Origin of the sequence: Streptomyces sp. NPDC051243 (assembly GCF_044455405.1) — a bacterium.
Lineage (GTDB): Bacteria > Actinomycetota > Actinomycetes > Streptomycetales > Streptomycetaceae > Streptomyces.
Window position 1 is genome coordinate 284,064 of the sequence record NZ_JBITES010000008.1, and the last position, 23,400, is coordinate 307,463.

At 70.4% G+C, this 23,400-nt stretch carries 25 protein-coding genes, 1 tRNA gene and 2 pseudogenes; 11 read left to right on the forward strand and 17 right to left on the reverse strand.

Annotated features, from left to right (window positions below):
* The first annotated feature begins 85 nt into the window (after positions 1-85).
* Positions 86-1,522: a tetratricopeptide repeat protein gene (locus tag ACIBAG_RS22120; protein WP_399107216.1), complete on the forward strand. Its 1,437-nt coding sequence runs from the start codon at positions 86-88 to the stop codon at positions 1,520-1,522.
* An 83-nt stretch (positions 1,523-1,605) separates the two neighbouring features.
* On the opposite strand, the gene nthA is transcribed toward ACIBAG_RS22120, so the two are convergent.
* The 5 genes from nthA to hppD form a co-directional block, all read right to left on the reverse strand.
* Positions 1,606-2,190 (reverse strand): nitrile hydratase subunit alpha, encoded by a 585-nt coding sequence (gene nthA / locus ACIBAG_RS22125; RefSeq protein WP_399107217.1) that lies wholly within the window; start codon positions 2,188-2,190, stop codon positions 1,606-1,608.
* Positions 2,180-2,467: an SH3-like domain-containing protein gene (locus ACIBAG_RS22130; RefSeq protein WP_399107218.1), complete on the reverse strand. Its 288-nt coding sequence runs from the start codon at positions 2,465-2,467 to the stop codon at positions 2,180-2,182. The genes nthA and ACIBAG_RS22130 overlap by 11 nt, the downstream gene beginning before the upstream one ends.
* Positions 2,460-2,741: a hypothetical protein gene (locus tag ACIBAG_RS22135; protein ID WP_399107219.1), complete on the reverse strand. Its 282-nt coding sequence runs from the start codon at positions 2,739-2,741 to the stop codon at positions 2,460-2,462. Before ACIBAG_RS22135 ends, ACIBAG_RS22130 begins: the two co-directional genes overlap by 8 nt.
* A 9-nt stretch (positions 2,742-2,750) precedes the next feature.
* Positions 2,751-3,629 (reverse strand): Teichoic acid biosynthesis protein C (Precursor), encoded by an 879-nt coding sequence (locus ACIBAG_RS22140; RefSeq protein WP_399107220.1) that lies wholly within the window; start codon positions 3,627-3,629, stop codon positions 2,751-2,753.
* Positions 3,630-3,756: 127 nt separating this feature from the next.
* Complete coding sequence (gene hppD / locus ACIBAG_RS22145) at positions 3,757-4,902, reverse strand: 4-hydroxyphenylpyruvate dioxygenase (RefSeq protein ID WP_399107221.1); 1,146 nt, start codon at positions 4,900-4,902, stop codon at positions 3,757-3,759.
* A gap of 128 nt (positions 4,903-5,030) precedes the next feature.
* On the opposite strand from hppD, the gene ACIBAG_RS22150 reads away from it, so the two are divergent.
* Genes ACIBAG_RS22150 through ACIBAG_RS22180 form a run of 7 tightly spaced genes read left to right on the forward strand, consistent with a single transcriptional unit; the run spans position 5,031 to position 10,065 of the window.
* Positions 5,031-5,525 (forward strand): Lrp/AsnC family transcriptional regulator, encoded by a 495-nt coding sequence (locus ACIBAG_RS22150; protein ID WP_399107222.1) that lies wholly within the window; start codon positions 5,031-5,033, stop codon positions 5,523-5,525.
* 14 nt (positions 5,526-5,539) lie between these two features.
* Positions 5,540-6,187, forward strand: coding sequence for an ABC transporter permease (locus ACIBAG_RS22155; protein ID WP_399107223.1), 648 nt, complete (start codon positions 5,540-5,542; stop codon positions 6,185-6,187).
* Positions 6,180-7,430, forward strand: coding sequence for a betaine/proline/choline family ABC transporter ATP-binding protein (locus ACIBAG_RS22160; protein WP_399107224.1), 1,251 nt, complete (start codon positions 6,180-6,182; stop codon positions 7,428-7,430). Before ACIBAG_RS22155 ends, ACIBAG_RS22160 begins: the two co-directional genes overlap by 8 nt.
* Positions 7,427-8,263 carry an ABC transporter permease gene (locus ACIBAG_RS22165; RefSeq protein WP_399107225.1) on the forward strand — a complete coding sequence of 279 codons (837 nt, stop codon included), beginning with the start codon at positions 7,427-7,429 and terminating at the stop codon, positions 8,261-8,263. Before ACIBAG_RS22160 ends, ACIBAG_RS22165 begins: the two co-directional genes overlap by 4 nt.
* Positions 8,260-9,225 carry a glycine betaine ABC transporter substrate-binding protein gene (locus tag ACIBAG_RS22170; RefSeq protein ID WP_399107226.1) on the forward strand — a complete coding sequence of 322 codons (966 nt, stop codon included), beginning with the start codon at positions 8,260-8,262 and terminating at the stop codon, positions 9,223-9,225. The genes ACIBAG_RS22165 and ACIBAG_RS22170 overlap by 4 nt, the downstream gene beginning before the upstream one ends.
* A gap of 56 nt (positions 9,226-9,281) precedes the next feature.
* A complete protein-coding gene (locus ACIBAG_RS22175) occupies positions 9,282-9,866 on the forward strand; it encodes an ArsR/SmtB family transcription factor (RefSeq protein ID WP_399107227.1) in 585 nt (194 codons plus the stop codon).
* A gap of 13 nt (positions 9,867-9,879) precedes the next feature.
* Positions 9,880-10,065: a hypothetical protein gene (locus ACIBAG_RS22180; RefSeq protein ID WP_399107228.1), complete on the forward strand. Its 186-nt coding sequence runs from the start codon at positions 9,880-9,882 to the stop codon at positions 10,063-10,065.
* Here the strand turns inward: ACIBAG_RS22180 and ACIBAG_RS22185 are convergent.
* The 8 genes from ACIBAG_RS22185 to ACIBAG_RS22220 all read right to left on the reverse strand — a co-directional run bounded on the left by ACIBAG_RS22185 (position 10,062) and on the right by ACIBAG_RS22220 (position 18,303).
* A complete protein-coding gene (locus ACIBAG_RS22185; protein WP_399107229.1) occupies positions 10,062-10,853 on the reverse strand; it encodes a PDZ domain-containing protein in 792 nt (263 codons plus the stop codon). The two genes, ACIBAG_RS22180 and ACIBAG_RS22185, sit on opposite strands and share 4 nt — an antisense overlap.
* 244 nt (positions 10,854-11,097) lie before the next feature.
* Positions 11,098-12,207, reverse strand: a complete 1,110-nt coding sequence (gene menC / locus ACIBAG_RS22190) for an o-succinylbenzoate synthase (protein WP_399107230.1) — start codon at positions 12,205-12,207, stop codon at positions 11,098-11,100.
* Positions 12,204-12,977, reverse strand: a complete 774-nt coding sequence (locus tag ACIBAG_RS22195; protein WP_399107231.1) for a chorismate synthase — start codon at positions 12,975-12,977, stop codon at positions 12,204-12,206. Before ACIBAG_RS22195 ends, menC begins: the two co-directional genes overlap by 4 nt.
* A 93-nt stretch (positions 12,978-13,070) precedes the next feature.
* Positions 13,071-13,712 (reverse strand): IclR family transcriptional regulator, encoded by a 642-nt coding sequence (locus ACIBAG_RS22200; protein ID WP_399107232.1) that lies wholly within the window; start codon positions 13,710-13,712, stop codon positions 13,071-13,073.
* Between the two features lie 411 nt (positions 13,713-14,123).
* Positions 14,124-15,932: a DEAD/DEAH box helicase gene (locus tag ACIBAG_RS22205; RefSeq protein ID WP_399107233.1), complete on the reverse strand. Its 1,809-nt coding sequence runs from the start codon at positions 15,930-15,932 to the stop codon at positions 14,124-14,126.
* 138 nt (positions 15,933-16,070) lie between these two features.
* Positions 16,071-16,445 (reverse strand): type II toxin-antitoxin system death-on-curing family toxin, encoded by a 375-nt coding sequence (locus tag ACIBAG_RS22210; RefSeq protein WP_399107234.1) that lies wholly within the window; start codon positions 16,443-16,445, stop codon positions 16,071-16,073.
* Positions 16,442-16,642: a hypothetical protein gene (locus tag ACIBAG_RS22215; RefSeq protein ID WP_399107235.1), complete on the reverse strand. Its 201-nt coding sequence runs from the start codon at positions 16,640-16,642 to the stop codon at positions 16,442-16,444. The genes ACIBAG_RS22210 and ACIBAG_RS22215 overlap by 4 nt, the downstream gene beginning before the upstream one ends.
* Before the next feature lie 134 nt (positions 16,643-16,776).
* Positions 16,777-18,303, reverse strand: a complete 1,527-nt coding sequence (locus ACIBAG_RS22220; protein WP_399107236.1) for an MFS transporter — start codon at positions 18,301-18,303, stop codon at positions 16,777-16,779.
* Between the two features lie 201 nt (positions 18,304-18,504).
* Here ACIBAG_RS22220 and ACIBAG_RS22225 point away from each other — a divergent pair.
* A tRNA-Cys gene (locus ACIBAG_RS22225) sits at positions 18,505-18,576 on the forward strand.
* 533 nt (positions 18,577-19,109) lie between these two features.
* Positions 19,110-19,388 (forward strand): hypothetical protein, encoded by a 279-nt coding sequence (locus ACIBAG_RS22230; RefSeq protein ID WP_399107237.1) that lies wholly within the window; start codon positions 19,110-19,112, stop codon positions 19,386-19,388.
* Positions 19,389-19,419: 31 nt separating this feature from the next.
* Here ACIBAG_RS22230 and ACIBAG_RS22235 read toward each other — a convergent pair whose 3' ends face one another.
* From ACIBAG_RS22235 to ACIBAG_RS22250, 4 genes and pseudogenes are all read right to left on the reverse strand, one after another.
* A complete protein-coding gene (locus tag ACIBAG_RS22235) occupies positions 19,420-20,715 on the reverse strand; it encodes a tyrosine-type recombinase/integrase (protein WP_399107367.1) in 1,296 nt (431 codons plus the stop codon).
* Between the two features lie 78 nt (positions 20,716-20,793).
* Positions 20,794-21,021, reverse strand: coding sequence for an excisionase family DNA-binding protein (locus ACIBAG_RS22240; protein WP_399107238.1), 228 nt, complete (start codon positions 21,019-21,021; stop codon positions 20,794-20,796).
* 338 nt (positions 21,022-21,359) lie between these two features.
* Positions 21,360-22,829, reverse strand: a pseudogene (locus ACIBAG_RS22245) (YfjI family protein).
* A pseudogene (locus tag ACIBAG_RS22250) lies at positions 22,812-23,022 on the reverse strand (protein spdB); the annotation flags it as partial. The pseudogenes ACIBAG_RS22250 and ACIBAG_RS22245, both read right to left, overlap by 18 nt.
* Between ACIBAG_RS22250 and ACIBAG_RS22255 the strand changes: the two are divergent.
* Complete coding sequence (locus ACIBAG_RS22255) at positions 22,981-23,364, forward strand: NUDIX hydrolase (protein WP_399107368.1); 384 nt, start codon at positions 22,981-22,983, stop codon at positions 23,362-23,364. The pseudogene ACIBAG_RS22250 and the gene ACIBAG_RS22255 sit on opposite strands and share 42 nt — an antisense overlap.
* The last annotated feature ends 36 nt before the right edge of the window (positions 23,365-23,400 follow it).

The following is a 23,400-nucleotide window of genomic DNA, read 5'->3' on the forward strand; positions in this document are numbered from 1 at the left end:
ATCGGTGTGAACCCCGTGTACGGCAGCCGACGTAAGGCGGGTGTGGTCGTCGTATTGACGCCGCCTTTCACGCACAGTGAGCGCCATGGAGAACGACGCCTCGCAGATCGAACAGGGCACGCCGAGCCGCCGCCCGCGCGTCCGGCGACGGGTGCTGATCGCCTCGGTGGCGGGGTGTGCCGTGCTCGGCGGGCTGCTGACGCTGCTGTGGGGGCCGGGCGGGACTCGGGCGCCCGGGCCGGCACCGGGGTCGCAGGCGCTCACCGCGGTGACGACGGGGGTGCCGGCCGCGCTGCCCGAGCTGGCGGTGCTGATCGACGAGCGCGAGGCCCATCTGCGGACCCATCCCCGGGACGCGAAGGCGTGGGCGGTGCTGGGGGCGGCGTATGTGGAGCAGGGGCGGCGGACCGCGCAGCCGGAGAACTACCCGAAGGCGGAGAGGGCGTTGCGTATGTCGCTGAGGGTGCGGTCGAAGAACGCCGCGGCGCTGGACGGGATGGCGGCGCTGGCGAACGCGCGGCGGGACTTCCTGGCGGCGCGGACCTGGGGCGAGGCGGCGCTGGCGCTGGACCGCAAGCGGTGGACGACGTATCCGCAGCTGATCGACGCGTACACGGGGCTGGGTGACCACAAGGCGGCCAAGCGGACCCTGGAGCGGCTGCTCGAGCTGAACTCGGGGCCTGCGGTGCGGGCGCGGGCGGCGGCCGTCTACCGGGACCGGGGCCGGCGAGAGGACGCGGCGGCCGCGCTGTCCGACGCGGCGGCGGCAGCGCAGGCCCCCGCCGAGCGGGCGGCGTATCTCGAACGTGCCGGGCAACTCGCCTGGGAACGCGGCGACCTGGGGGTCGCCCTGCGGTACTTCCAGGAGGCCGTACGCCTCGATCCCGACCAGCGGGCCGCGCTCGCCGGGCAGGGGCGGACGCTGGCCGCGCTGGGCCGCACGACGGAGGCGCTGAACGCGTACCGGGTGGCCCTCGCCAAGCAGCCGCGTCCCGAGTACGCCCTGGAACTGGGCGAGTTGTACGAGTCGCTGGGGCTGGGGCAGGCGGCGCGGGTGCAGTACGACCTGCTGCGGGAGCGGGTGGCGCGGGCCGCGTCGGCCGGCGTCGACGAGGAGCTCGTCCTGGGCCTCTTCGAGGCCGACCACGGCGACGCGGCGTCCGCCGTACGGCGGCTGCGGGCCGAGTGGCGCCGCCAGCCGGGCATCGCGGTGGCCGACGCGCTGGGCTGGGCGCTGCACCGGGCCGGGAAGGACGAGGAGGCCCTGAAGTTCGCCAGGGTGGCGACCGACCGGGAGCGTGGGGGGAAGGTGCGCAGCGCGCTGTACGCGTACCACCGGGGCATGATCGAGCGGGAGTTGGGGATGGTGTGGCCCGCGCGACGCCATCTGCAGGAGGCGCTGCGGATCAACCCGTATTTCTCGCCGGTGCGGGTGCCGGTGGCCGAGGCGGTGTTGCGGGGGCTGGGAGAGCCGCCGGCGGTGGGGGTGCCGGAGGCGGACGCCAAGGCCGGCCGGGAGTGACTCCGGTCCGGGCGCGGGCCGGGCTCCTGTCCGGGGGCGGTCCGGGGAGGCGGACCGGGGTCGCCCTGGGGCGGAGGTGAGCTCTACAGCACCGCCGTACCGATCAGCGCGTTGCGTGTCACCAGCCCCGCCAGCTCCTCCTCACCCATCCCCTCCGTGCCCTCCGGCCTGCGCGGCAGCACCATGTAGCGGGTCTCCGCGCTGGAGTCCCAGACCGTGATCCGGGTGCCGGCCGGCAGGTGGAGGCCGAACTCGGCGAGGACCTCGCGGGGTTCGCGGACCACGCGGGAGCGGTAGGCCTCGGACTTGTACCAGCTGGGCGAGGGGCCGAGGAGGCGCAGGGGGTAGCAGGAGCAGAGGGTGCAGACGACGACGTTGTGGGTCGTCGCCGTGTTCTCCACCACCCGCAGGCGCTGGTACGAGCCCTCCATGCAGCCGAGTTCCCGGACGGCCGCCGTCCCGTCCCGCAGCAGACGGGACCGGAACGCCGCGTCGGTCCAGGCACGTGCCACGACCCGCGCCCCGTTCGCCGGAGAGGCCCCCGCGAGGAAAGCGTCGATCGCCTCGTCGAGCTCCCCGCCCGTGAGCACGCCCTTCTCCTCCAGCAGGGTCTCCAGGCGCCGCACCCGGCGGGCGATCGTCGCGTCGGAGTGGTGGTCACCGCTCATCGTCACGGTCCTCTTCCAAGTAGCTCTCCCACAGGTCCAGTACGACCTGGTGGTCGCCTTCACCCCACAGGTCACGCGCCTCGAACCGCACCGCGTACACCTGCTCCACCGGCGCGTCCGCACTCCCCCGCGCGCTGACGTCGGCCAGTTCGGCCGGCCCCTCCGGCTCGACCACGACGCCCCGCTTGCCCCGCGCGTACCGGGGCAGCCGGGTGTGGTGCGGCGGGTCGTGGAGGTACGTCACCACGCGCGACCCCGGTGCGAAGCGGTCAGTCATCCAGCTCACCCGGCTCGATCACGCCCTTGCGCTCCAGGAGGGCGCAGATCGCCACGAACCAGCGCTCGTAGTACGACGCCGCCAGGTACTCCCGCGGCGGCATCGACTCGATGACATCCCGGAACTCGTTGAGGTTGAAGATCTCCTGCGCGCGCAGGGCGTTCCAGATCCCGAAGACGCGCGCTTCCCAGTCCGCGTGGAAGGGCTCGGAGTCGTCGGCGGTGTCGACGGGTCCGAAGCCCTCGACGCCGCCGACGTCGTTGATCCTGGCCATGCGGTCAGACTACGGCTCGTCCCGGTCCTTGTCCTTGACAAAGATCGAGAAGCGGCGGGCTCCCAGCGGTCCGGACGCGAACCCGAGGTACACCCGCGGTTCGGCTCCGCCGCGCACGGCCACTCCCTCCGGCTCACGGTGCTCGAGGGTGTGCCCGGCCTCAGTGCGTTCCTGCTGAAGCAGCTCGCCGGTGCGGATGTCGAGGCAGGAGACGTAGGCGTTGCCCCGCCCGCCGGGCGGGTTGTTCTTCGGGTCGTACGCCGTGCCCGCCAGCTGGTACACGCAGTCACGGTGCAGGGCGTAGCCCTGGAAGGGGATCTTCGGGTCGGGGTGGGCGCCGGTCTGGGCGAAGTCCGCGAGGGGGTCGCCGTAGTCGCGGGCGACGAAGGCGTCGAGGTCCCAGACGCGGTAGCGGGGCCGGCCGGCGGCGTCACGGTAGCGGACGGCCATGCGCCCCGACGCCATGCAGACCGAGGGCTGGTTGTTGGTGGAGTCCGCCATGGGGTGGCGGATCTTGACGTCGGCGTTGGTGCGGACGGCCCCGTTCCTGAAGTGGAAGCGGGTGACGCCCCGGCCGTAGCCGTTCCTGGCGTCGGCCTCGGTCCAGATCCAGGTGCTGCCGTCGGACGGGTCGCGCTGCACACCCATGCTGACCCCGTGGCCGAAGCCCTTGAGGTACATGTGGCCGAGCCGGTTGCCCTGGTGGTCGAGCTTGTTCAGGCACAGGTCGCCGGCCGCGTGGCCGTGTGCGGTGACCTGGAGGACGTACAGGTGCTTGTTCGCCTCGTCGAAGGCGAACGACTGCAGGACCGTCGGCTCCTTGAGGGTGTTCTTCCGCCACAGCCAACGGGCCGACCGCACGGCGAGGTCGATGCTGCTCGTGGTCACTGTCTCCCCCGAGTCCTGTGGGTGCCCCCGTGGCACCCACAGGACATGAGAGCGTCAACCGCCGCCCGTTGGTTGCATGTTCTACAAATTCACAGGCGTCCCACAGGCCTCAGGTCCCGTACCGGCCTCAGAGGTTGCCGCGCTTCGCCTGCTCCCGCTCGATCGCCTCGAACAGCGCCTTGAAGTTGCCCTTGCCGAAGCCCATCGAGCCGTGCCGCTCGATGAGTTCGAAGAACACGGTCGGGCGGTCCTGGACCGGCTTGGTGAAGATCTGCAGCAGATAGCCGTCCTCGTCGCGGTCGGCGAGGATCTTCAGCTCGCGCAGGGTCTCGACGGGCACGCGGGTGTCGCCGACCCACTCGCCGAGGGTGTCGTAGTACGAGTCGGGGGTGTCGAGGAACTGGACGCCGGCCGCGCGCATGGTGCGGACCGTGGCCACGATGTCGTTGGTGTTCAGCGCGATGTGCTGGACGCCGGCGCCGCCGTAGAACTCCAGGTACTCGTCGATCTGGGACTTCTTCTTGGCGATGGCGGGCTCGTTGATCGGGAACTTGACCTTGAGCGTGCCGTCGGCCACGACCTTCGACATCAGCGCGCTGTACTCGGTCGCGATGTCGTCGCCCACGAACTCCTTCATGTTCGTGAAGCCCATGACCTTGTTGTAGAAGCCGACCCATTCGTTCATGCGGCCGAGCTCGACGTTGCCGACGCAGTGGTCGATGGCCTGGAAGGTGCGCTGGGCGGGCGGCTCGACCATCGGCGCGGCGGCGACGTAGCCGGGCAGGTACGGGCCCTCGTAGCCGGTGCGCTCGACGAGGGTGTGGCGGGTCTCGCCGTAGGTCGCGATGGCGGCCAGGACGACGGTGCCGTGCTCGTCCTTCAGTTCGTACGGCTCGGTCACCGAGCGGGCGCCGTGCTCGAGGGCGTAGGCGTACGCGCGGCGCGCGTCCGGGACCTCGATGGCGAGGTCGATGACGCCGTCGCCGTGCTCGGCCACGTGCTGGGCGAGGAAGTGGCCCCAGGTGGTGGCTGGCTTGATCACCGAGGTGAGGACGAACCGGGCGGAGCCGTTCTCCAGCACGTAGCTCGCGGTCTCGCGGCTGCCGTTCTCCGGTCCGGAGTAGGCGACGAGCCGCATGCCGAAGGCGGTCGAGTAGTAGTGCGCGGCCTGCTTGGCGTTGCCCACGGCGAAGACGACCGCGTCCATTCCCTTGACCGGGAAGGGGTCGGCCTGCCGGGCGGTGTCGGGAGTGTGGTGTGTGGTCTGCGTCATAGGCGCAGCCTCACTCCGATGCGGCAAGGTGCGCAATAGTTGGCTTTTTCACTGGGCAATATGTTCAGTGGAGTGTCCGTTTCTGCGGGCTGTCTGTACAGGATGACCACCCCACCAGGGAGGCTGCCGTGGCGATCGATCATCTGGACGGGCGGATCATCGTGCTGCTGGCGCGCGAGCCCCGGATCGGGGTGCTGGAGATGTCCCGGCGGCTGGGGGTGGCCCGGGGGACGGTGCAGGCGCGGCTGGACCGTCTTCAGTCGAACGGAGTCATCCGGGGATTCGGCCCGGAGGTGGATCCGGCGGCCCTCGGGTATCCGGTCACCGCCTTCGCCACCCTGCAGATCCGGCAGGGGCAAGGCGCCGACGTGCGGGCGCACTTGGCGACGGTGCCGGAGGTGCTGGAGCTGCACACGACCACCGGGACCGGGGACATGATGTGCCGTCTCGTGGCGCGTTCCAACGCCGATCTCCAGCGTGTGATCGACCGGGTTGTCGGTTTCGATGGGATCGTCCGGGCCTCCACCGCGATCGTGATGGAGAACCCCGTCCCGCTGCGGATCATCCCGCTGGTGGAGCAGGCGGCGGAGGACCGGGAAGGGCGACCTGGCGGACCTGGGTGAGCGGGTGAGCGGATGTGAGCTTCTGGGAGTACCTGGGCAACCGCCACCAGCAGCTGCTCACCGACGCCTACCAGCACGCCAGTGCCGTCTTCCAGTGCATGGTCGTGGCCACCCTGCTCGGGGTGCTGATCGGGGTCGCCACCTATCAGAGCGGGTGGGCCGGCAATCTCGCCACCCTGTCCACCTCGACCATTCTGACCATTCCCTCGCTCGCCATGATCGGTCTGCTCATCCCGGTCGTGGGGCTCGGCGTGCCGCCCACGGTGATCGCGCTGACGCTGTACGGGCTGCTGCCGATCGTGCGCAACGCGATCGTCGGCCTGCGCGGGGTCGATCCGTCGCTGGTGGACGCCGCCCGGGGCATCGGGATGTCCCGGCTCGCCCGGCTGCTGCGGGTGGAGCTGCCGCTGGCCTGGCCGCCGATCCTGACCGGGATCCGGGTCTCGACGCAGATGCTGATGGGCATCGCGGCGATCGCGGCGTACGCCTCCGGACCCGGCCTCGGCAATGTGATCTTCCGCGGCCTCGCCTCGCTGGGCAGCGCGAACGCGCTCAACCAGGTGCTCGCGGGCACGCTCGGGATCATCGCCTTGGCGCTGCTGTTCGACGCTGCGTACGTCCTGCTCGGCCGGCTGACCATTCCCAGGGGGATCCGTGGCTGAGACGAGCCATGCCGACGGCGATCACGGCGCCTCCATCGAGCTGGAGAACCTGACCAAGCGGTATCCCGGCAATCCGCAGCCGGCCGTGGACAACGTGAGCATGGAGATCAAGGCGGGCGAGGTGGTCATCTTCGTCGGACCGTCGGGCTGCGGGAAGTCGACCACGCTCAAGATGATCAACCGGCTGATCGAACCGACCGGCGGCCGCATCCGCATCGGCGGCGAGGACGTCACCGACATCGACCCGGTGAAGCTGCGCCGCAAGGTCGGCTACGCGATCCAGTCCGCCGGGCTCTTCCCGCACATGACGGTCGCGCAGAACATCGCCCTCGTACCGAAGATGATCGGCTGGCCGAAGCCGCGTATCGGCTCGCGGGTGGAGGAGCTGCTCGACCTGGTCGGCCTCGATCCGGGTGAGTTCCACGGCCGCTATCCGCGCGCGCTCTCCGGCGGTCAGCAGCAACGGGTGGGCGTGGCCCGGGCGTTGGCGGCGGATCCCCCGGTGCTGCTGATGGACGAGCCGTTCGGCGCGGTCGACCCGATCACCCGCGACCACCTCCAGGACGAGTTGATCAGGCTGCAGCACGAGCTGCACAAGACGATCGTCTTCGTCACGCACGACTTCGACGAGGCGATCAAGCTCGGCGACCGTATCGCCGTGCTGCGCGAACGGTCGCACATCGCCCAGTTCGACACCCCGGAGGCGATCCTCACCAACCCGGCCGACGACTTCGTCTCGGGCTTCGTCGGAGCCGGCGCGGCACTCAAGCGGCTGAATCTCACCCGCGTACGCGATGTGGCGATCACCGACTACCCGACGGCGGGCGTCGACGACCCGCTCCAGGAGATCTTCAACCGGCTGCGGGCGAGCGGCACGAACGAGGTCCTGCTGCTCGACCGGCGCCGACGGCCGTACAAGTGGCTCAGGCGCGGCGACATGATGCGGGCCAAGGGTTCGCTGGCGCGGGCGGGCACGCTCGTGCACGACACGGTGACCCGGGACGCGACCCTGCGGGACGCGCTGGAGGCGGTGCTGACGGACAGTGCCGGCCGGGTGGCGGTGACCGGGCGGCGCGGCGAGTACACGGGTGTCGTCGACATGGAGACGCTCATGAACTCCGTGCACGAGCTGCTGGAGGCCGACCGGCTGGAGGCCCTGGAGGCCCAGCACGAGCTGGAGGTCGCCCGGTCCGACCGCACGCACGCCGAGCAGGAGGGCGAGGGAGGGGGGAGGAAGGCGTGAGCGCTCCCGAGGCCCCCGACCTGGCGGAAACGGCGGAGGGGACGCAGGAGGGAGGGGCGGAGGAGGCCGCGCGTGCCCCCGCTCCGCCGAAACCGGCTGCCCGCAGGGTGACCTGGCAGAAGCTGACCTTCGTGCCGGCCTTCCTGGTCGCCATGCTGCTCGCCACCTGGCTGTGGTTCCAGCAGGCCGACCTCGACCCGGTCTCGGAGAACGCGCTGTCGAACGGGCAGGTCTCCCAGGCGCTGTGGGAGCACATCGAACTGACGGCGATCTCCACGTTCTTCGTGCTGATCATCGCGATCCCGCTGGGCGTCCTGCTCACCAGGCGGGCGTTCCGGAAGGCCACCCCCGTGGCCATGGCGGTCGCCAACATGGGCCAGGCGACCCCCGCGATCGGCCTGCTCGCCCTGCTGGTGATCTGGCTGGGCATCGGCCGCAGGGCCGCCTTGATCGGCATGGTCGCGTACGCCGTGCTGCCCGTGCTGTCCAACACCATCGCCGGCCTCAAGGCGAACGACCCGAGCCTGCTGGAGGCGGCGCGCGGCATCGGTATGTCCCCGGCGGGGGCGCTGACGCGGGTGGAGCTGCCGCTGGCGGTCCCGCTCATCCTCGCGGGCGTCCGTACGGCCCTGGTCCTGAACGTCGGTACGGCGACCCTGGCGGTCTTCGGCGGGGGCGGCGGCCTGGGCGTGCTGATCACGGCCGGCATCACCAACCAGCGCATGCCGGTGCTGGTGCTGGGCTCGATCCTCACGGTCGCGCTCGCCCTGCTGGTGGACTGGCTGGCGTCGCTGGCCGAAGTGCTGCTGCGGCCGCGGGGGTTGGAGACGTGAGGCGGGGTGCGGCTGCGGCCCTGCTGGCCGCGGGGCTGCTGGTGGTGGCCCCGGGGTGCGGCCTGACGAGCGGCTCCCCCATGGTCGACGACGTACGGCCCGGCACGATCGGACGGGGGGAACCCCTGGAGGGCGCCGAACTGACGGTGACGTCGAAGTCGTTCACCGAGCAGCTCATCCTCGGGGCGATCATGGGCATCGCCTTCGAGGCGGCCGGCGCGGAGGTGCTCGACCGCACCGGCATCCAGGGCTCCATCGGCAGCCGCGAGGCGGTCAGGAAGGGCGACGCGGACGCCGGGTACGAGTACACGGGCACGGCCTGGATCACATACCTGGGGCACAGCGATCCGATCACCGACCCGCACGAGCAGTGGGAGGCGGTGCGCAAGGAGGACGCGAAGAACGGCCTGACCTGGCTCGCGCCGTCCGCGCTGGACAACACCTACGCCCTGGCGATGAACCAGGAGAACCACCGGAAGTACCGCACGAACGACCTCTCCGAGGTCGCCGCCCTGTCGAAGTCCGACCCCGCCGCGGTGACGCTGTGCGTGGAAGTCGAGTTCGCCAACCGGGCGGACGGGCTGCCGGGCATGCAGAAGGCGTACGGGATGAACGTGCCGACCGGGAACATCACCCAGATGGACACCGGGATCATCTACACGCAGGTGGCGAAGGGGAGTTGCGCCTACGGAGAGGTCTTCACGACCGACGGCCGCATCAAGTCCATGAACCTCGTGGTCATGGACGACGACAAGCACTTCTTCCCCAACTACAACGCCGCCCCGGTGATCAACACCAGGACGCTGGAGAAATGGCCGGCCATCCGCGAGGTCCTCGACCCGATCACCAGGAAGCTGAACAACGCGGTGGCGCAGGACCTGAACGCGAAGGTGGATGTGGACGGAGAGGATCCGCATCAGGTGGCGCTGGACTGGATGAAGGAGGAGGGGTTCGTGAAGTAGGCGGACTTGCAAAGAAGTGCTTGCAAAGCATTCTTTGCAACGCTACCTTTGCATGCATGACGGAGCCCGACCAGCCCAAGGTTCACGACCTCGACGCCCGCTCCCTGCGCGGACTCGCCCATCCCCTGCGTATGCGGTTGCTCGATGCGCTGCGCTTCGGCGGACCGGCCACGGCCTCTCAACTCGCCGAGAAACTGGGCGAGTCCAGCGGGGCCACCAGCTATCACCTACGGCAACTCGCGGCACACGGGTTCGTCGAGGACGACCCCGAGCGGGGCAAGGGGCGGGAGCGGTGGTGGAAGGCTGCGGTGCAGGGCCTGCGGTTCGACGACGCGCTTCTGCGCGATCCCAGCCCTGATGTGCGCGGTGCCGCCGACCTGTATCTGCACGAGGTCGCCACCGCGCAGACCCAGGAGCTGTCGACCTGGCTCGGTACCCGCGCGGAGTGGTCGGACGCATGGAACCGCAGCACGGACATGAGCAGCTTCACGCTCCGCCTCACCCCGCAGCTGGCCAGCGAACTGGCCCACAAAATGCACGAGTTGGTCGACAGCTACCGGGACCGGACCGACGTCGAGGACGACCCGGAGGCGAGCACCGTTCGCGTACAGAGCCGCACCTTCCCCATCAGCACGGACTGAAAGGCAGCAACCGATGCAGCACCCCGAGACCCGCCTCGCCCTGCACCACGCCCGCGCCGCCGACCTCCGCGCCCAGGCCTCGGCCCACCGCCTCACCACAGAGGCCAGGCAGCCGTACGACATCCGGACCCGCCTCGGCTGGACCCTCATCGAAGTGGGCCTGCGCCTCACCGCCCCGAGGCCGGTGCTCAACGCCTAGCAGCTCGGAACGGAGCCCTTCCCACTCTCCAGCGCCTCCAGCGCGCTCACCGCGCCCTTGAGCGTGGTCACCGGGATCAGTCGCAGTCCCTTCGGCAGTTCCGCCTCCGCGTCGGAGCACTCCGCCTTGGGCACCAGGAAGACCGTCGCCCCGTCCCGCTTGGCCGCCTGGGTCTTCAGGGACACGCCGCCCACCGCGCCGACCTTGCCGGCGGCGTCGATCGTGCCCGTGCCGGCGATGGTGCGGCCGCCGGTGAGGTCGCCGCCCTCGCCGTCCCCCTCCAGCTTGTCGATGATCCCCAGGGAGAAGAGCAGGCCGGCGCTGGGGCCGCCCACGTCCGCGAGCTTCAGGGTGACCTTGATGTCCTTGTCGGTCGCGTCCAGGTAGTTCAGCGCGGCCTGCGTCGCGTCGTCCTGGGACTCCTTCATCTGCTCGGTGTTGTACTCCTGGATCTCCTTGGTGCTGCGGCCGCTCGGATAGACCGAGTCGCGCGGCATGACCGCCTTGTCCGTACGGAACCAGGCGTCGATCACGTCGCCGAGCCGCACGTCCGTGTCCGGGGAGGTGGCCTCGATGGTCGTCATGCGCAGCTCGCCGCTGGTGTCCCGGGTCGGCGCACCGGAGATGGTGATCACCGGGTCGCCCTTGTCCTCGCCCAGTACGTCCGTGGTCTGGCCGGGCTGCGTCAGCGAGAACGGCAGCGGCGCGAAGGCCGCCGTGGCGAGCAGGGCCACGACCGGCAGGGCGCAGACGGCGACGGCCCGGGGGCGCGTGAGACGAGAGAACACGGGATCAATCTAACGTGACGGCGAGTTCCGGCCAGGCGCAGGTCGGAGCTGCCCAGGTTGCCCCATTCAGGTCACGTACGAGATCTCGTCAGGTCACGTGGAGGTCTCGCCGGGGGCACAGGCATGGGCGGCACAGGCGTGGCGGCTCAGCCCAGGCCGCACGCCCAGACGGCGTAGACCAGACGGCATGGACCAGACGGCACAGCCCCGGCCGCACAGCCCAGGCGGCACGCGCCCCGCCTGCTCAGGCCGGGTAGAGGTCTCGCCGTTCCTTGGTGAAGCGGCGCAGCACCTCCGGGAGCGGCTCCACCCCGATCCCCGGCGACCGCGGGACCGGAAGGTGGCCGTCGACCAGCACGAACGGCTCCGTGATGTCCTCGGCGAAGTAGCGGCCGGACGCCGAGGTGTCCCCGGGCAGCGTGAAACCGGGCAGGGCGGCGAGTGCCAGGTTCGCGGCCCGGCCGATGCCCGTCTCCAGCATGCCGCCGCACCACACCGGCACCCCGTGCGCGTGCGCCACGTCATGCACCCGCCGTGCCTCCAGGTATCCCCCGACCCGTGCGGGCTTCACGTTCACCACCCGGCACGCGTCCATCGCGATCGCCGACGCGGTGTCGCGGGCGTTGTGCAGGGACTCGTCGAGGCAGACGGGGGTCGCCAGGCGCTGCTGGAGGCGGGCGTGGGCGTACAGGTCGTTCTCCGCGAGCGGCTCCTCGATCAGCAGCAGCCCGAACTCGTCCAGCCGCCGCAGGTGCTCGGCGTCCGCGAGGGTGTACGCCGTGTTGGCGTCGACCTGGAGCGGCAGATCGGGCCCGAAGCGCTCGCGCACGGCCCGTACGGGTTCCAGATCCCAGCCGGGCTCGATCTTCAGCTTGATCCGGACGTACCCGTCGGCGAGATACCCCTCCACGTCGTCCAGCAACTCGGCGAGCGTCGGCCGGATGCCCACGGACACCCCGGCCGGCACCCGCTCCCGCACCGCCCCGAGATACGTGGCCAGCGGCATCCCGTACGACCGCAGCTCCGCGTCGAGGACGGCCGTCTCCAGCGCCGCCTTCGCCAGCTCGTGCCCCTTGATCTTCCGCGTCGCCGGGGCGAGGTGGGCCGTACCGAGCACGGGGAGCGCGGCGATCCGGGGCACCAGGTGGTCGCGCAGCACGATCTCGGCGGCGGCCACGAACTCCGGGCAGTACAGCGGCTCGGGGTCGCCGGCGAACTCCGACCAGCCCTCGGCCGAGTCCGTGACGACGTGCAGCAGGAAGGTGTCCTTCGTCGTCATCGTGCCGAAGGAGGTCCGGAAGGGGGTGACCAGGGGGATCGCGAGGTGCACGATCTCGACGCGTTCGAGCTTCATACGGAGGCCTCCTGGCGGGTGAGTGTGTACCACCCGTCCCGGGACATGTCCGTCGCCGTGAACCCGTCGGCGAAGGCCTTGGTGAACACGTCCCGTACGGCCCGCCGCCAGGCCAGCGCCAGCGCGGGATCGGCGGCCCGCAGCGCCACGATGTCGTCCGGGACGCGGCACCAGACGTACCGGCCTCGCGGGTCCCGTCTGGCGAGCGGTCCGCCGTCGGGAGCGGCGTCCGTGGTGGGCGCGGCGTCGCGATCGCGGGTGTCTGCGCTGTCGTGGGCGCTCCCCGGCGCGATCAGGTCCCAGGTCACCGCCAGCCGGTCCGTCTCGTCGCCGTCGTTCACGCCGTCCGCCATGGGGCCGTAGAAGTCGACGAGGTACTCGCTGCCCACGGCGCCCAGCTTGACGAGGTTGAACCGGGCGTTGCGGCCCACCAGCGGGTCGAAGGTCCAGCGCATGGTGCGCGCCCCGTGCTCCACCGCCCAGGCCCGCTGGGCCTGCTTGAGCCGCACCCCGAGCCCCTGCTCGGCGGCGGCCAGCACGGAGTAGATCTCTCTCGACGCGGGCGGCCCGAACACGGCGACGCAGGCCCCGGCGAGCCGTTCCCCGTCGTACGCCGCGTGCACCGCCCCGCCCGCGTGGGCGAGGCTGTGCAGCGTCTCCGGCAGTAACGGCGGCGCGGTGCGGGGCGTCTGCCATACGTCACTGAAGTAGTCGGCGACCGCGGCGAACCCGGCGACGTCGTGGACGGTGCGGATGCTGAGTGAGGTCATGTACCGAGTGTCGGAGCCGGTGCCCGCCCTGCCTAGGGTGCCGCACCGCCACCGGCCCACCCACGTCAGCGCACGACCACCGGCCCGCCCACGTCAGCGCAGCGCGTCCGCGACCTCCCGCGCCGCGTCGACCACCCGCGGCCCCACCCGCTCCGGCACCGCGTCCGCCAGCATCACCACGCCCACGCTGCCCTCGACGCCCGTGACGCCGATCAACGGCGCGGCCGCCCCGCTGGCCCCCGCCTCCAACTCCCCGTGGGTCAGGGTGTACCCGGGCTCCTCCAACGTCTGCTGCCGGGCGGCGAGGATCGCCCGCCCCGCGGCACCACGGTCCAAGGGGTGCCGGAACCCCGCCCGGTAGGCCACGTGATAGTCGGTCCACGTCGGCTCGACGACGGCGACGGCCAGCGCCTCGGTGCCGTCCACCAGCGTCAGATGTGCCGTCGCACCTATGTCCTCGGCCAGCGAACGCAGCGCCGGCAGCGCGGCCTCGCGGACCAGGGGGTGCACCTGCCGCCCCAGTCGCAGCACCCCGAGCCCCACCCGGGCGCGGCCGCCCAGGTCCCGGCGTACGAGTGCGTGCTGTTCGAGCGTGGCGAGCAGCCGGTACACGACGGTCCGGTTCACGCCCAGTTTGTTGGAAAGCTCGGTGACGGTCAGCCCGTGGTCCGTATCGGCCAGCAGCTTGAGGACGCGCAGTCCTCGGTCGAGCGTCTGAGAGGTCTCCGCGGTCACGACGCCCACTCCTTAAGTGGTGAGGTCAGCGGCCCCCTCGCGGCGGGTGCGTCACCGAGTCCCGTCGGTGACGCGCTTCAGAGGCCGCCGATCGGCCGGCGGCCCGGCCTGTACCGGACCGCGTCGCTTCACGGCTGCGCTCCGCGGCGGCGCTGCCACGGGGCGTGTGCGTAGCGGGACTTTAGCGATGCCGGTTCGCTGAGCGGAAGGCTCCGTCCAGAATCCGGGCAAGGGCGGGTCTCTACGACGCCCGTTTGCCCTGATACGCACGGGGCGTGAAGGGCCCCTTCAGGGGCGCGGGGCTGTGTCGATATGCCGCTCCGCCGCGCGGGCGCGACAAGCCCCCGCCGCCCGCAGCCAAAACACGACAGGCCTCCCAAAAAGCCGGCTAAGGCACAGCGCCAGCGTCCGTCACCGCATCCGGGTGGCCCACTCCTGCACCTTCGCGATCCGCTGCCGCAGCTGCCCCGCCGTGGCCTCCGCGCTCGGCGGCCCGCCGCACACGCGCCGCAGCTCGGTGTGGATCACACCGTGCGGCTTGCCGCTCTGATGGACGTACGCGCTGACCATCGTGTTGAGCTGCTTACGGAGCTCCATCATCTCCTTGTGCGAGACGACGGGCCGCCGCTCGGCAGGCAGCTCCAGCAGGTCGGCCTCGGAGTCCGGCTTCTTGCGGCTGTGCGCGATCTGCCGCGCCTGCCGCTTCTGCAGCAGCAACTGGACCTGCTCGGGCTCGAGAAGACCGGGAATCCCGAGGTAGTCCTGCTCCTCCTCGCTGCCCGGGTGGGCCTGCATGCCGAACTCTGCGCCGTCGTAGAGGACCCGGTCGAAGACGGCGTCGGACTCCAGCGCCTCGAACGGCAGCATGTCCTGCTCGCCGGTGTCCTCGTCCTGCTCCTTGTTCGCCTCCTCCATCTCCTTCTCGGACTCGGCGTACGGGTCCTCCTCGCCCTCCTTCTTCGGCTTGTCGAGGGCGTGGTCGCGCTCGACCTCCATCTCGTTGGCGAAGGTGAGCAGGTCGGGGATGGTCGGCAGGAAGACGGACGCGGTCTCGCCGCGCCGCCGGGACCGTACGAAACGGCCGACGGCCTGGGCGAAGAAGAGGGGGGTGGAGATGGTGGTGGCGTAGACGCCGACGGCCAGCCGCGGGACGTCCACCCCCTCGGACACCATCCGGACGGCGACCATCCACCGGTCGTTGTTGTTGCTGAACTCGTCGATACGGCCGGACGCGCCCGCGTCGTCGGAGAGCACGAGGGTGGCCTTGCTGCCGGTGATCTCACGGATGAGCTTGGCGTAGGCGCGCGCGGAGTCCTGGTCGGAGGCGATGACGAGGGCCCCGGCATCCGGAATGGCTTTCCTGACCTCGGTCAGCCGCTGGTCGGCGGCGCGCAGCACGCTCGGCATCCAGTCGCCGCGCGGGTCGAGGGCGGTACGCCAGGCCTGGCTGACCGCGTCCTTGGTCATCGGCTCACCGAGCCGGGCGGCGATCTCGTCCCCCGCCTTGGTCCGCCAGCGCATGTTGCCGCTGTAGGAGAGGAAGATGACCGGCCGCACGACCCCGTCGGAGAGCGCGGACCCGTACCCGTAGGTGTAGTCGGCGGCGGACCGCCGAATCCCGGCGTTGTCCTCCTCGTACGTCACGAAGGGGATGGGGTTGGTGTCGGACCGGAAGGGCGTACCGGTGAGCGCGAGCCGGCGCGTGGCGGGCTCGAATGCCTCCAGACAGGCCTCGCCCCAGGACTTGGAGTCACCGGCGTGATGGATCTCGTCGAGGATGACGAGGGTCTTGCGCTGCTCGACCCGGTTGCGGTGCAGCATCGGCCGTACGCCGACACCCGCGTACGTCACGGCGACGCCCTGGTACTCCTTGCTGAGCGGACCGGCGCTGTACTCGGGATCGAGCCGGATGCCTATCCTTCCGGCCGCCTCGGCCCACTGCTTCTTCAGATGCTCGGTCGGCGCGACCACGGTGACCTGCTGCACGACATGGTGGTGCAGCAGCCAGGAGGCCAGGGTGAGCGCGAACGTCGTCTTCCCGGCGCCGGGCGTGGCGACCGCGAGGAAGTCACGCGGCTGCTCCTGGATGTACTTCTCCATCGCCCCCTGCTGCCAGGCACGCAGCTTGCTGGCGGTGCCCCAGGGGGCGCGGCCGGGGAAGGCGGGCGACAGGTGGTGGGAGTGGGAGGCAGAACTGGAGCTGGCGGCGGTGGTAGTCACGGTCTCCGGAGAGGGGTCGGGCGGCTCGGCGAACGGCGGTGGGCGGCTCGGCTGGGTATGACAACCGGGCCACCCTACCGGCGGGGCGGTGGTGACAAGGGGCCTACGAGGCCGGGTCACGCCCGGGTGGGATCCACGTCACAGCCGCCGCAACCGCCCCGCAATCGCGCCGACATCCCCCTCCGCACCAGAGGCCACGTCGATGACCAGCGCGTACGCCGTGTCCTGGTCGACGTCCGCCAGATCGACGCCGTTGAGCGCGAGGAAGGACGCGGTGGCGAGCCACGCGGTGCGCTTGTTGCCGTCCACGAGGGGATGGTTGGTGGCGATGGCGTGGAGAAGAGCCGCGGCCTGCTCGTGCAGGTCCTGGTAAGCCGCCGTACCGGACATGCGGGCACGGGGCCGGTGCACCGCCGACGCGAGCAGCCCCGGCTCCCGCGCCTCGGGCGCACGGCCGCCGAAGGCGACCTCGGCGAGGGCGGTGACCTCGGCGACGGTGAGGTGACGGGTCATTCGCCGAGCCTCCTCAGCAGGTCGGCGTGCGCGGCGGCGAGGCGTTCGGCGACGGAGCGTACGCGGCCGGCCTCCTCGTCCAGATGGCTGCGTACGGCTTCCTCGGCCAGGTCCTCAACGGTGCGGCCCTGCGCGTCGGCGAGGTCGTCGAGGGACCGCCGGACGGCGGGGGTGAGGCGGAGGGTGAGCTCGTGCATGGCGCGAGGGCAAGGCTCGGGATCACTCGCCTACGACTGGTTTACGACGCTCGCCCGCTCTGCGGCCACCCGCTCCGCGGGCACCCGGCTCACCGCTCCGGTACTCACCGCTGCCGTACTCGCCCTTCCTGCACTCACCGCTCCCGCAACCGCGTGGTCACCCAGGCCCCCACCAACGCCACCCCCGCCATCGGCAGGAACACCGCCGCGAACGCCGCCGGATGCGACCCCGTGCCGGACGCCTCCGTGGCCGCATGACTCACCGCGCCACCACCCAGGGCCGCGAACGCAGCACCACCCACCGCCAGCAGGATCACGTTGGACAGGGCATCGGAGATCTGCAGCGCGGCGGAGTTGGTGCCGGCCTCCTCGGGGGCGGAGAGCTGGAGCAGGAGCACGCTGCTGGAGGAGATCACCAGCCCCATCCCGAAGCAACCGAACGCCCACACCACCGCCACGATCCAGGCGGGCACGGAGTCGATCAGCACGCTCGGCGCGGCGGCGATGGAGGCCGCCACCAGCACCATCCCCACCGTCATCAGACGTTCCCGGTACGGCTCCACCCGCGGCCGCGACTGCACCCACGATCCCAGCGCCCAGGTCACCCCGCCCGCCGCGAGCGAGAACCCGGCGAGCGTCGGCGACAGCCCCCGCTGGGTGACCAGCATCAGCGGCACGAAGGACTCGGCGGCGATGAAGGACCCGGCGGCGACCCCGCGCAACAGCACCACGGAGGGCAGCCCCCGCGCCGCCCGGTACGTGCCGCGCGGGAGCAGCCCGAGCACGGCCGGCACGAGGAGCGCGGCGCCGGCGACGCCGGGGACGAGGGAGAGCCACCGCAGGTCCTGGGCGGCGTACTGGAGCAACCCGGCGCCGAGGGAGATACCGAGGGCGAGCCGGATGCGGCGCCGGTCGAAGGACCCCCTGCCGACCGAGTCTCCGCCGCCGGCCGGGTCGCCGCTGCCGACCGAGTCTCCGCCGCCTGCCGAGTCACGGCTGCCGGCCGGGTCATCGACCGGTCCGCCCGCCCGGCGCCGTATCTGCGGCAGCGCGAGCGCGAGCGGAAAGACGACGAGTACCGGAATCCCGACGAACACCCAGCGCCACCCCAGATGCTCGGTCACCGCCCCGGAGGCCAGCGGCCCCACGATCGACGGCACGACCCAGCTCGCCGCGAACGCCGCCATGATCGCCGGCCGGAGCCGCTCGGGGTAGGCCCGCCCGACGACGACGTACAACGCGACGATGACCAGCCCGCCCCCGAACCCCTGCACGGCCCGCCCGAGGATGAACAGCCACATGACCCCGGCGGTCCCGGCCAGCAGCAACCCGGCGCCGAAGGCGGCGATCCCGCACGTCAGCGCCCCCAGCGGCCCCCGCCGGTCCGACCACTGCCCCGAGAGCACCATCCCGAACAGGCTGGTGGTGAAGTAGCCCGAGAACGCGAAAGCGTAGAGCGACACCCCGTCCAGCTCCCGCGCGGCGACCGGCATGGCCGTCCCGACGGCGGTCGCCTCGAAGGCGATGAGCAGCACGACGGAGACGATCCCGACACTGAGGGCCCGATAGGACCTGCTCAGCACACTCTCCTCGGGCCCCTCACCCGAGGAGACATCGGTTCTCTTCGCCACATCGGCGTCACGCGGCTCAAGGACACTCATGCCCGCCAGCGTAAGGGCCACAACCGACCTTGACCCCTGTCGAGAGACGGCCCCGCGCTGGGACCTTGGTCGTACGACCGCGCGTTTCATGAACGCGGTGTGGCAGTCCCATTGCAGGGCCGCCGATTCCCTTGAGCGGCCCGCATGCCCGCCCGTACGTTCAATGCACCGACCAAGCCCGACCCGACCGGACTTGTCGACGGCCGTGTGCCCGAGTGGTTCAGGGGCTCGCCTGCAAAGCGAGTTACGTGGGTTCGAATCCCGCCACGGCCTCTACCAGCTTGACCAGGCAAAACGAAAGGGTGGCACCCGTCCGGGGGTGCCGCCCTTTCGGTCGTCCGTCTCAGTTCCCGTCTCAGTTTGGGATGCTTCCGCTCCTCCTCCACCATGAAGCACGCGAAACACCCCCCACGAGGGGCGCGAGGTAGCACAATCGACATCGTGGCGCTGTTGGTACACAGCAATACGAGGTCATTGGGGAGGGTGGGGGATGGATCCGGGGTGGTTCTCACTCATAACAGCGTTCGGGGCCTCCGCCGCTGCCCTGTTGATCAGCCAGAAGTTGCGCAGCATCCTGCGAACGATTTTCCAGAGACCGAGAGAGACCTCTCTGCTCGTGAAAGGGCCCGATGGAACGAAAGTCATCGAGATCAGGGGACCAGCGAATCTGAGCCCTGAAGAGGCGGACGCACTCTTCAAGGCGTGGCGCGAGGCTACGGGGAGAGCTGCGTCACTAGATGACACTCAGACGTCGTCCGGTGAGAGCGCCCAGCATGTTGTGGGGGCCGACTCGGATGAGTGAAGGCATGGTCAACCCGGGCACAAGCGTCGACACGACCCAGACGCCACCAGCGGCTACGCCTACCGATGCCGCAACAGTCACCACAGTGAGCGCCCATTTCAAGTTGGTCTTCATCAGCGTGACGGTGATAACCGTGCTTACCCTCGCGGCCAGCCTGTACATAGGAATCTTCGTAGAGAAGCCCACAGAGGCTGCGAAGTCTGCGATGGACACCTGTTCCACGCTCGCCAACCTCGGCTTCGGTGCCATGGTCGGTCTCTTGGGCGGTAAGGCCGTGAACTAGCGAGGGCAGGCTCGAAAGCCTGCCCCTGCGCTCACCGATCCGACACCAGCGCCCCAGTAAGGCCGTCATCGTCGTCGTCCGGGCTAGTTCCGTCTGCGGACGACCGCCAAATCAGCCCGTCTACCTGCTTCGCGATGTCCGTCCGCACCGCATCCACCATGTGCTGATAGCGGGCGGCCATGGCCGTGGTCGACCACCCCATGAGGCCCATGACGGCCCGCTCAGGGACACGTAGGATGAGCAGGACCGTCGCGGCCGTGTGGCGCGCGTCGTGCAGTCGCCCACCCCTCACCTTCGCCTCTGCCAGAAGAGCCTTCCACTCGGACCAGTCCCGGCGGTGGGACGGGCTACGGCCGTGCTCGTCCGGGAAGACCAGACTGTTCTCCTCCCAACGCTTCCCGGCCGCTGCCCGCTCTTCCTCCTGCGCCTTGAGGTGGGCACGCAGCAGGTCAACGAGTTGTTCGGGGAGACCGACGGCGCGGCGGCCTGCCCGCGACTTGGTGGTGGCCAACTCTGGGTTCGTGCGACGCCTCTGCGGGCAGTATCCGGCGGCTTTGCGCCCGCAGGGGTCCACGCACCCGTGGGCGTACTGCGGCCGGTGGCGGCTACGCCGGACCACCAGGAAGCCACCGTCAAGGTCCACGTCCTCCCACCTTAGACCGAGCACTTCCCCTTGGCGCAGCCCGAGGGCGAGGGCGACGGCCCAGCGAGCGGAGTTGCGGTGCCGGTCAGCGGCCTTGAGCAACCGCTGTACCTCTTCGACGCTGTAGGGCTCCACCTCGTGCTCGCCCGTCTTCGGCGCCTTGGCCAACTGAACGGGGTTCCTGCCGAGATGACCGTGCCGCACGGCCTCATTGAGGGCGGTGCGGAGAGTTCGGTGCACCTGGTGAGCGGTCGCGGGCTTACTGCCGTTTACCTGCACCTTGGCGTAGAACGCCTCGATGTGCTCGGGCTTGAGCCTGTCTAGGCGGTGAGCCCCCAAACCCGGGATCAGGTGCTTCCGCACGGCGACGCCGTACCCGACCATCGTGTTGTCGTTGACGGCGAGAGGCGCGACGTTCTCAATCCAGTGCGTCAGCCACGCCTTGACCGTCCACGCCTTGCCGGGCTTCTTCACCGTCTTGGCGTCGCGCTGCTTCTCCAACTCGCGTACAGCGGCAGTTACTTCAGCACGAGTCTTGCGCTCGACATGGCGCCGGTCCGGCGTGCCGTCGTCGCGAGTGCCGACGGTGACGCGGCCGTGCCATTTGCCGTCCTTGCCGAAATAGATCGAGCTGCGACCGTTGGTCTGGCGGGTGCGCTTCTTCTTTTCCTCTGCCGCAGGCAGGCTCCTGTTTCTTGGTGTCGGGATGGAGACCGGGGCGGCGGGCTGTCCTGTCCGGGAGTGCCGCCGCCCCAGGCGTCGTCAAGCTGCTTGGCGGGCGGCGCGGAGTCGAGTCACGTATGCGGCCGGGGCGTCGGCAGGGACGCGGCGGAGACCGCCGACCATGACGGACTCCAGTTCGCCGGTGCGGATGAGGGCGAAGCATGTAGTCCGGCCGATGTGGAGGCGACGCACAGCCTCTTCAACGGTGAGGAGAACCAGGCTCGGGTCTTCGGCGGGGGCGAGGGAGAGGGTTGCGGGTTCGTCCACGGCTCACTCCTGTAGGGCTGAGTTCATGGGCAGGTGCCGCCGCACAAACCGCAAAATCCGCAGAAAAGCCGGGGGAGGTCGTTGACCTGCGGTGATGTGGTTCGGGGGCGGTGGTGGGTGGTGCTCCGCAGAAAACCGCGATATTGCGCAAAAATCAGAGGGCGGCCGGCGGCCGGTCCGCTCGCGGGGTGGTGCTCGGTTTTTTGCGGAATATCGCGGGATTGTGCGACGGGCCCCCGGCCAGGATTGGGCGAGGGTCCCGCCGCAGGTCAGCGGGGGGTCCGGGGTTTTTGCGGATTTCGCGGTTTGTGCGGGAGGGCTTGTAAGCGCGGAACGCGTCACCGGCCGCCCTGGCGCAGGGCAGGGTGGACCTGGAGGCGGGGTGCCGGTGGGCGTCCGCGCTTGCCGGTGCGCTCGGGTTGGTAGGACCGCAGGTATCCGTGGTCTTCCAGCAGGGCGAGCGCGGGTTCGAGGTCGGCGACTGTGGGGACCTCGCTGCGGGACAGGACGGTGAAGACGTCCCGTCGGCTGACGTCCTGCCATCCGTTGTCCCGCAGCGCTTCCAGCACACTGCGGGCGCGGGACAGGACGGGATCGGCGCCCATGACGTCGAACACGGCGAGGGCATGGGCGGTGTAGTACTCCCCCAGCTCGATGGCCGCGCGCATGGTGGCCTCGGTGACGGGGTGGGCGTAGCCACTGCCGCCGTGTTCGGCGAGATGCAGCAGCGCGGCCATGCGGGCGGTCGCCCCGGTCAGCTTTCCGGCCCAGTTGGAGATGTGTCCCAGCTTGCCCCCAGGTGCCTTGAGCTGCGGTTCGATGTGCTTCTGATAGGTGATCAGCGCCGCGTCCGCTTCCGGGGTGAGTTGGATGACGGCCGGGTCGGTCCATTCCGCCAGGGACAGGGCGAGGTCGATGACCCGGGTGGTGTAGGTGGCGGCCGTCTGTTCGGGGACCGGGTCGGTGATGATCTCGCGGTCTCCGACCGTGGACACCGGCAGGGAGTACAGGAAGCGGGCCAGCAGTCCGCGCCCCTCGAACCCCTTCACCTTCCCGATGTCACGCAGCACGTCCGGCTGCACGGCCAGACCGATAGTCAAGGCGGGGGCGTCGATGTACTCGCGGCGGGTCTGCCGGTTGACCCTCAGCCGGTCCCCGGCGTGCCCCTTGAGGAACACTTCCATGTTGGGGGCGCCGGAGTAGCGGCCAGCGATGATGTCGAAGATGCCGCCCTCAGCGCTCATCACCGAGAGCCGCCCGCCCTGTTCGGCCATGAGCGAGGTGACCGCCTCGGGTGTCGAGTCGTCCGCCAACAGCACCGGTTCGGCGGGGACGGCGAGCGTGTCGGCCGTCTGCGCGAGGCCCACGGCGGTCGCCACCATCTCCCCTCGTTTGTCGCCGTCGGCCGACGCAGCCTTGGCTGCGGCCTTGTCCGCCGCTTCCTTGGCCAACCTCGCCGTCAACTCCGCTTCCACGATCACGGGCTTCATAGCCGTCTTGAGTTGCTTCTCAGCCTCATAGAGGGTTGGTCAGCAGCGCGAAGACAGCCGACTTGCGGTTCGCGGGCGGGAGCGCCACCACCGTGTAGAGGTTGGTGGGCTCACGCCAGTTGCCGCGCACGTGGACCACCGACCGGCCGCCGGCCGCCGTGGCGAGCACGGCAAGGGCGATCGAACCGGCAAGGTCCACCGGGGTCTGCGTCTCCTCCGAGACCGCCGCCACGAACTCCCCCAACCAGGCGGGAGGACGTGGGCGGGGAACGGCGGACGCTCACGGCGGCCGGTGAAGGGAATGGGGTCCTCCCACACGTCCGGTGCCGCGTCATCCTCGCCGGGCGGTTCTTCCAGGGCGGGCAGTCCGGTCGGCTCACTGGGACCCCACACCCGCAGTTCAGCGGGCCGTGACGCCGGGCGTGACGGGGGCCGTCACACTCGTCAGCGCCCTGCCCGTGCCCTCACCCTGACGTGCCGTCTCCAGCGTCGACCACGCCTCCGCGAGGGTTGGGAGCCCCCCGGCGGGGTTCTTGAGCTGGACGAACGCCCGGAGGACGGTGCCGTGCGGGAGGTGCTGGAAGAGACGGGTATCCGCGTCTCGGTGGAGCGCCTGACCGGCGTCTACAAGAACATGGCCCGAGGCATTGTGGCCCTCGTCTTTCGGTGCCGGCCAGTGGACGGCGTCGAACGCACGTCGAGCGAATCGACGGCCGTCGAGTGGTTGACTCCCGATGAGGTCGAAAAGTGGATGGGCGAGGTCTACGCAGTGCGCGTACTAGATCCCCTAGCCGCCACAACCACGCCACACATTCGCGCACACGACGGTCGCCGCTTGCTTGAGTCGCCCTAAGCCAAGCAGTGGCAACACCCGCCCTCCAATCCGGCA